The sequence below is a fragment of the Halomonas sp. genome (assembly GCF_052095695.1).
In the GTDB taxonomy this organism is placed as follows: domain Bacteria; phylum Pseudomonadota; class Gammaproteobacteria; order Pseudomonadales; family Halomonadaceae; genus Vreelandella.
This window is the reverse complement of the sequence record NZ_JBQDLQ010000070.1, coordinates 1-6,133: the sequence shown is the minus strand read 5'-3', so window position 1 is coordinate 6,133 and position 6,133 is coordinate 1. Positions and strand designations below refer to the sequence as shown.

The 6,133-nt window shown below is 49.8% G+C and carries 5 protein-coding genes, 2 tRNA genes and 1 pseudogene; 4 read left to right on the top strand and 4 right to left on the bottom strand.

Annotation, left to right across the window (positions count from 1 at the left end; all coding sequences use genetic code 11):
• The 3 genes and pseudogenes from ACTH5D_RS13325 to ACTH5D_RS13315 form a co-directional block, all read right to left on the bottom strand.
• Positions 1-235 (bottom strand): annotated as a pseudogene (locus ACTH5D_RS13325) (DUF952 domain-containing protein); the annotation flags it as partial.
• 952 nt (positions 236-1,187) lie between these two features.
• On the bottom strand, positions 1,188-1,625 hold the full coding sequence (locus ACTH5D_RS13320) for a DUF2501 domain-containing protein (RefSeq protein WP_441672031.1): 438 nt from the start codon (positions 1,623-1,625) through the stop codon (positions 1,188-1,190).
• 343 nt (positions 1,626-1,968) lie between these two features.
• Positions 1,969-2,775, bottom strand: coding sequence for a sulfite exporter TauE/SafE family protein (locus ACTH5D_RS13315; RefSeq protein ID WP_441672029.1), 807 nt, complete (start codon positions 2,773-2,775; stop codon positions 1,969-1,971).
• Between the two features lie 147 nt (positions 2,776-2,922).
• Between ACTH5D_RS13315 and ACTH5D_RS13310 the strand changes: the two genes are divergently transcribed.
• Positions 2,923-3,477 (top strand): hypothetical protein, encoded by a 555-nt coding sequence (locus tag ACTH5D_RS13310; protein ID WP_441672027.1) that lies wholly within the window; start codon positions 2,923-2,925, stop codon positions 3,475-3,477.
• Between the two features lie 35 nt (positions 3,478-3,512).
• On the opposite strand, the gene ACTH5D_RS13305 is transcribed toward ACTH5D_RS13310, so the two are convergent.
• Positions 3,513-4,037: a helix-turn-helix domain-containing protein gene (locus tag ACTH5D_RS13305; protein WP_441672025.1), complete on the bottom strand. Its 525-nt coding sequence runs from the start codon at positions 4,035-4,037 to the stop codon at positions 3,513-3,515.
• Positions 4,038-4,322: 285 nt separating this feature from the next.
• On the opposite strand from ACTH5D_RS13305, the gene gltX reads away from it, so the two are divergent.
• The 3 genes from gltX (at position 4,323) to ACTH5D_RS13290 (ending at position 6,132) form a co-directional block, all read left to right on the top strand.
• Positions 4,323-5,804, top strand: a complete 1,482-nt coding sequence (gene gltX, locus ACTH5D_RS13300) for a glutamate--tRNA ligase (protein ID WP_441672023.1) — start codon at positions 4,323-4,325, stop codon at positions 5,802-5,804.
• 129 nt (positions 5,805-5,933) lie between these two features.
• A tRNA-Ala gene (locus ACTH5D_RS13295) sits at positions 5,934-6,009 on the top strand.
• 47 nt (positions 6,010-6,056) lie between these two features.
• Positions 6,057-6,132, top strand: a tRNA-Glu gene (locus ACTH5D_RS13290).
• Position 6,133 lies beyond the last annotated feature (1 nt).

Genomic DNA, 6,133 nt, shown 5'->3' with positions numbered 1-6,133 from the left:
CATTTTCAATGGGGTGGCGCCACTCTATGTGATCTGAAAATTCAGTGGTGTCTACTTCCAGTAAGACTGGTTTTTCCACAGGTGTGAAATATTTGCTAGCGGTGTAATTCACCGCTTCAGGCAAGTTCAGGTTTACTCCGTCGGCTTTATGATCGTTGCCGCAGCGAGCAACAATGCCTTTGGTTTTGGCTTCTTCCCAATTAGCTAACGAAAGTACCCGATAAAGTTTGCTCATCCAATTTCCTCCTTTTTAGTCATTAACGTACCTATGGAACAGGGTTAAAGCTAGCTATCAAGCTGATAGCTGCGGTAAGGCATAGGGTAAAACGAGCATGGGGGTCTCGAAAAAAGGTAATCTAGGTAATTTGGCTTTTTTTCGACTATAAGATACTGTTTTTACTTATTTTTATAGTTACCTCTAAAAGGTAATAAAAGGTGACCTAAAAGGTAATATTAAAGTAAGTATCTGAAAATATTAGAATTTATAAAAGCAAGAATTTACCTATTTAAAAGGTAATGTGGTTACCTATTGATCACCTTTTATTACCTTTTGAACGACTGTTTTAATTAAATATATTTCAATCACTTATTTGGTGTTTTCGAGATTGGTTACCTTTATTACCTTTTTCCGAGACCCCCAAACATTCTGACGCCCCCTACGCATGATGCGCACGCACATGCGTCACTCGCGTATCTGTAGACAAAAGGGAAACAGAACAAAAGCGCTCTTTAGTTGGCACAAATTTGGTACTTGTTATGAACGAGAGGCTTAACGGCGGGATTTCGTTCTAATCCATCATGGGCGCGACCGACAAAAGCCGCCCCCGATCTGCACTATTTTCTTTAAGTAAGTTAGTCATTTAATAACACTGTTGGCTGCACTGGAGGCAGCCATTTTGCCTCTTAAAACCGTAATTAACGCACTGGGTGTGTCTACAGTGTACCAAGTAAGGATATTGGGCGAGGTCCCAAAAAGCTGGGTACATTTTGATATCTTTTCAACAATGGCGCTTTGTATAAGCGCCATTGTACGTAAGAAAGAGTGCTCAGCACAGAGCAAGGGATGCCGTTAATCTAGGGTGCCGAGAAGGACTAATTGATTTTCAAAGGGGATTGGGCTTGCTGTTTTGCGGTAAGCCCGCTTTATGCATTGTCCTGTAGGACAAAGTATTTGTCGTTGAAGTGCGTTATCCACCAGCAAAAGACATTGCTTGGTCTGCTGCCATGCCGCAGGCGCGTTCGCCGACTTGGTCGCCTAATGCGCTTAAGTTGAAGGACTCACCGTCGCCTTGAAGCATACCAGACAAGCCCTCTTGGTAGCTTTGGCTTTCTTCCGGCTCAGATTCAACACCCAAGCGTGACATAACCTGACTTTTGGCGATATCAGCATTACTACCTAAATACCCGTTTTCCTGACAATAGCTTAAAACGCCGGTGAGGTTCTCAAGATTAGCGAAATTGAACGAGCCACTTGAAAGTGAACTTAATAGGTTGCTGCTACCTCCGCTGGAAGCCATATTGCTTGCGCGATCAGTTACGCTATTGATATCGAAAGCGTATGCTTGGCCCGCTAGAAGTATGCTTACTAATCCTGTGGTTGCGATAGATTTAATGCGCATATCCATATAGTTCTCCGATCATATTGAAAATTCTAAGGTTGGTTATGTTTAATGGACATTTCGAATTGAGGAACAGTTCCACCACGCTAACCTATTGGTGACCAATGATGGTGCGATTCGATTGCTTTGTCGTGACGTGCTGACCATGGAGAATGTTGATGTAGGCGGCTATGGTTATCTGGTACTGCGAATTGAGGTGGGCCAATATCAAACCCTGGAGAAGCATGACATCGCTTTTTAGACACGCTAATAGCAAAAAAAAACGATGCCGATAAGCTCTTCCTCAGGTTGAGTGAGCTAGTGGTTAGTGTCGGTCTCTGCACTAAACGTAGCATTATATGTATATGTCTTAAGCCGTAAACACCGCATATACCATCTGCAGGGCCAGCCCCATCAGCAGGAAGGCGAATACTCGTTTAAGCAGTGCCACGGGCAGCTTGTGGGCGAGCTTTGCGCCGATAGGGGCCATGAGGATGCTGAAGGGCGCCATCAATAGAAAGGCGGGTAGATAAACAAAGCCTAGCGTTGCGTTGGGTAGGCCCGAAACGCTCCAGCCATTGATGATGTAGCCAAGTGCACCCGCCAGGGCGATGGGCAAACCTACGGCTGCTGAGGTGCCTATGGCACGGGGCAGCGTGACGTTGCACCAGGTGAGGAAGGGGACTGTCAGCGAGCCGCCGCCGATGGCGACCAGTGCCGAAATGCCGCCGATACCTAATCCCGCGCCGCTGACTCCCACGGGGCTCGGCAGGCTGCGGCTGGATTTCGGCTTAACGTTGACCAGCATTTGAACCGACATCAATACCATAAAGCAGGCGAAAAAAATCGCCAGGCTGCGGGTAGGAATGAGTGCGGCAACAAAGGTTGCTAAAAAAGTACCCACTAATATGCCTGGGGTAATAAAGCGCACAATATCCCAGCGAACCGCCCCGTGCCGGTGGTGGGAAAGTAAGCTTGCGGTGGAGGCAGGAATAATGGCGGCCATGGCGGTGCCCAGGGCTAGGTGGGCAAGGTGCTCATGAGGTACGCCTTGAAGTACAAAAAGCGAGGTGAGAATCGGCACCATAATGCCGCCGCCACCGATGCCTAACAAGCCCGCCATGAGGCCAACAAAACCGCCCAGCGCTATGTATGCCAACCACCAAATGATGTCCAAAGCTGCTGCTCCTGAAAGTGTCTTATTAGCACGATAAGCATATTGTACCGGAAGTAGCGCATCCCGCGGGTTCAAAAAGGCGTATTCCGCTGTGGCGGCCGCTATGCAGTGGTAAGCTGCAGGTTAGGTAACGTTTTGGGAGTTCGTATGGGCACTATAATAAATCGCGCGGGTGTGGTGATCGTGACTGCTGCGCTACTGGCTGGCTGTGGAGAAACCGAGTCGCCGACCAGTGAATTGGTGGCGACTGCGCAGCCAGAGCAAGCATCCCCTGAATCAGCCGTGGTGGAAGAGGATGCTGCGCCGCTCATTGTCGAGATATCAGCACATGTAGCGCTGCGCAACGATCGACGCTTGATGGTCGAGGGTGAAAGCAATTTACCTGACGGTACTCAGGTACGAATTATTGTCGAGCGTGAGATCAGTCGAGTGCGCTGGCAAGCGCGAACCCAGATACAGGATGGGCTATTTGCAGCAGGGCCATTTGGTTCAGGTAGCGGGTTACCCGATGGTGGTTACGACGTGCGTGTTGAGGTTTCAGAAGGTAGCGTTCAACCCGCTGAGGTGCAGGCCATCATTGGCCACAATGGCCAGCAACTGGCGGGAGGGCTTGTAAGCCAATCCCGCCATGGGCTGGGTCAGGTGGCCACCTACTCTCGGCGCTTTTTGGTAGGGAGTGAACCAAGACGCACGCGTGACTAGGTGGAGGTGCTAGAGAGTCCGGGGAGGTAGACGCTTTAGGCAGGATGCCAATGGGCTAAAAGCACTGCGTGGATGGCAGTGTCGCTTGGGGCCTTAGCGAAGTGCTCAATCACAAAACGATCGTCGCGCTGCACAACGTAATGCCCCGCTTTGTGGAAGACATGCGTTGGGCCAAGCAACAGTAAATCACCCGTGGTGGCCGGTGAAAAATCTGTATCAGGACCAGGTGTGGTCATAACGCACGGTGCTTTCCAATCAATCGTCATGGGTAGGTGATTGGGGACTCTTATTTTCGTTGCTTGTACCTGCTCCCAGGGGAGTGGGCCGGTATGCGTCAACGTTAAAAGCTCAGGAGCACTATCACCTTCTAATAGCGTTGCCAGGGAGCAGTCAAGGGCATCAGCGAGCGCAACTAAGCGTTCGTGACCGATCTGTTTGATCGCCCCGGATTCCCAATAAGAAATGGTGACATCTGACACGCCAACTTTGCGTGCAAGGGCTGCTTTGTTGAGCTTGGCTCGAAGCCGCAATTGCTTGATTCGTGAGCCTAGCGATTCCATTTCATTTTCCTGTTGAATGAGCTAACAAGCTCGTTGAGTTCCATCCACTACAAAAAGTGGCGCTATAACCAAGCGTTATATCCTAACTCATTCTTGAGATGCTCACTCAAGATATTGCTGCAGTGCCGTATTAATCGATCGCTACTTAGCACGCATTAAGGGGCATGCAACATTGAGCACATCTTATTGACGCTTTTGAGCGCCAATTGTTCCCTGCGTGACGCTGTAGGTTGTGGCTAAGGTGGGTATAATATGGCCATGCATATTTGCCAATAGGACGTTTTCATGACCGTACGTACTCGTATCGCACCTTCTCCCACCGGGGATCCTCACGTTGGTACGGCATACATAGCGCTTTTTAATCTATGTTTTGCGCGTCAGCATGGCGGCCAATTTATTTTACGTATTGAAGACACGGATCAAGTGCGCTCCACGCCTGAGTCGGAGCAGATGATCCTCGACTCCTTGCATTGGCTGGGCCTTGAATGGGACGAAGGCCCTGATGTCGGTGGCCCTCATGGCCCGTATCGGCAGAGCGAGCGTGGCGAAATTTACGCGCAGCACGTTCAGCAGCTGTTGGGCGCTGGGCATGCATTTAAGTGCTACCGCACAAGTGAAGAATTAGATGTCCTGCGTGAAGCGCGCAAAGCGGCGGGTATGCACTTGGCATTGAAATCCGCTGACTTAGCGCTCGATGAAAGTGAGCTTGCGCGCCGCCAACAAGAGAACTGGCCTTTTGTGGTGCGTATGAACGTGCCTGCTGAAGGCGTTTGTGTCGTCAATGACATGCTGCGTGGCACTATTGAAGTGGATTGGGCTCAGGTCGATGCACAGATACTGCTTAAGTCAGATGGCATGCCGACCTATCATTTGGCTAACGTGGTCGATGATCATTTGATGGACATTACTCACGTACTGCGCGGTGAGGAGTGGATTAATTCCGCACCTAAGCATCAGTTGCTGTATGAGTATTTTGGGTGGGAAAAGCCGGTGCTGTGCCATATGCCGCTGCTACGCAATCCTGACAAATCTAAGCTTTCTAAACGTAAAAATCCGACGTCGATTAATTATTATCGCCGTATGGGCTTTTTGCCCCAGGCCGTTACTAATTATTTAGGCCGTATGGGATGGTCAATGCCTGACGAGCGTGAAAAATTCAGCTTGTCAGAAATGATCGCTGATTTCGATGTGACGCGTGTGTCGCTGGGTGGTCCGGTCTTTGATTTAGAAAAATTGACGTGGCTGAACGGTGTTTATATCCGTGAAGACTTGGATGACGATGCATTGTTGAAAGCGCTATGCGAATGGGCCTTCAACGAGGCGTACGTGAAGCAAATCCTGCCTCAGTTGCGGCCTCGGGTCGAAACGCTTTCCGAAGTAATGCCGCTGGCCGGTCATTTCTTCGCAGGCCAGCCAGCATTAACAAAGCATTCATTTGATAGCGTGAAGCTTGCTGAAGAAGAGCTGGTCAAGTTGCTTCAGTTTCTTGTTTGGCGCTTTGAAGGCGTGTCAGCATGGAATAAAGAAGCGTTGCTCGCTGAGGTGAATACGCTGGCCGAGCATTTTGAATTGAAAATGAAGGTGTTCCTCGCGCCGGTATTTATTGCTATCACTGGCAGTGCTTCCAGTACCTCGGTGATGGATGCGATGGCGATTCTCGGCTCTGACATTACCCGGGCACGCTTGCGTAGTGCCATTGATGTGCTGGGTGGCGTTTCTAAAAAGCAGGCCAAGCGCTTTGAAAAAGAGTTTCGTGATATTGCGTAACCGCTCGTTAAGATAGCCATGGCGAAAGCGTCTGTTTTTGTCACTGATCTTGTCAGAACTAAATAGACGTTTTCGCTGTTGACCAAGTTGATCATACTCAGTATTATACGCTCCGTCTTCGCGACATGTGGGGCCTTAGCTCAGCTGGGAGAGCGCAACACTGGCAGTGTTGAGGTCAGCGGTTCGATCCCGCTAGGCTCCACCATTTTCTGCTTTATCTTGCTTGCCGTCGTCATTTCTGACGCCGTTTACGTCCCATTCGTCTAGTGGTCCAGGACACCGCCCTTTCACGGCGGTAACAGGGGTTCGAACCCCCTATGGGACGCCAT

What these genes read in the sequence shown, in the direction of transcription:
- ACTH5D_RS13320 (WP_441672031.1), bottom strand. Translation starts at nt 1,625, where the DNA reads ATGGATATGCGCATTAAATCTATCGCAACCACAGGATTAGTAAGCATA.
- ACTH5D_RS13310 (WP_441672027.1), top strand. Translation starts at nt 2,923, where the DNA reads ATGGGCACTATAATAAATCGCGCGGGTGTGGTGATCGTGACTGCTGCG.
- ACTH5D_RS13305 (WP_441672025.1), bottom strand. Translation starts at nt 4,037, where the DNA reads ATGGAATCGCTAGGCTCACGAATCAAGCAATTGCGGCTTCGAGCCAAG.
- gltX (WP_441672023.1), top strand. Translation starts at nt 4,323, where the DNA reads ATGACCGTACGTACTCGTATCGCACCTTCTCCCACCGGGGATCCTCAC.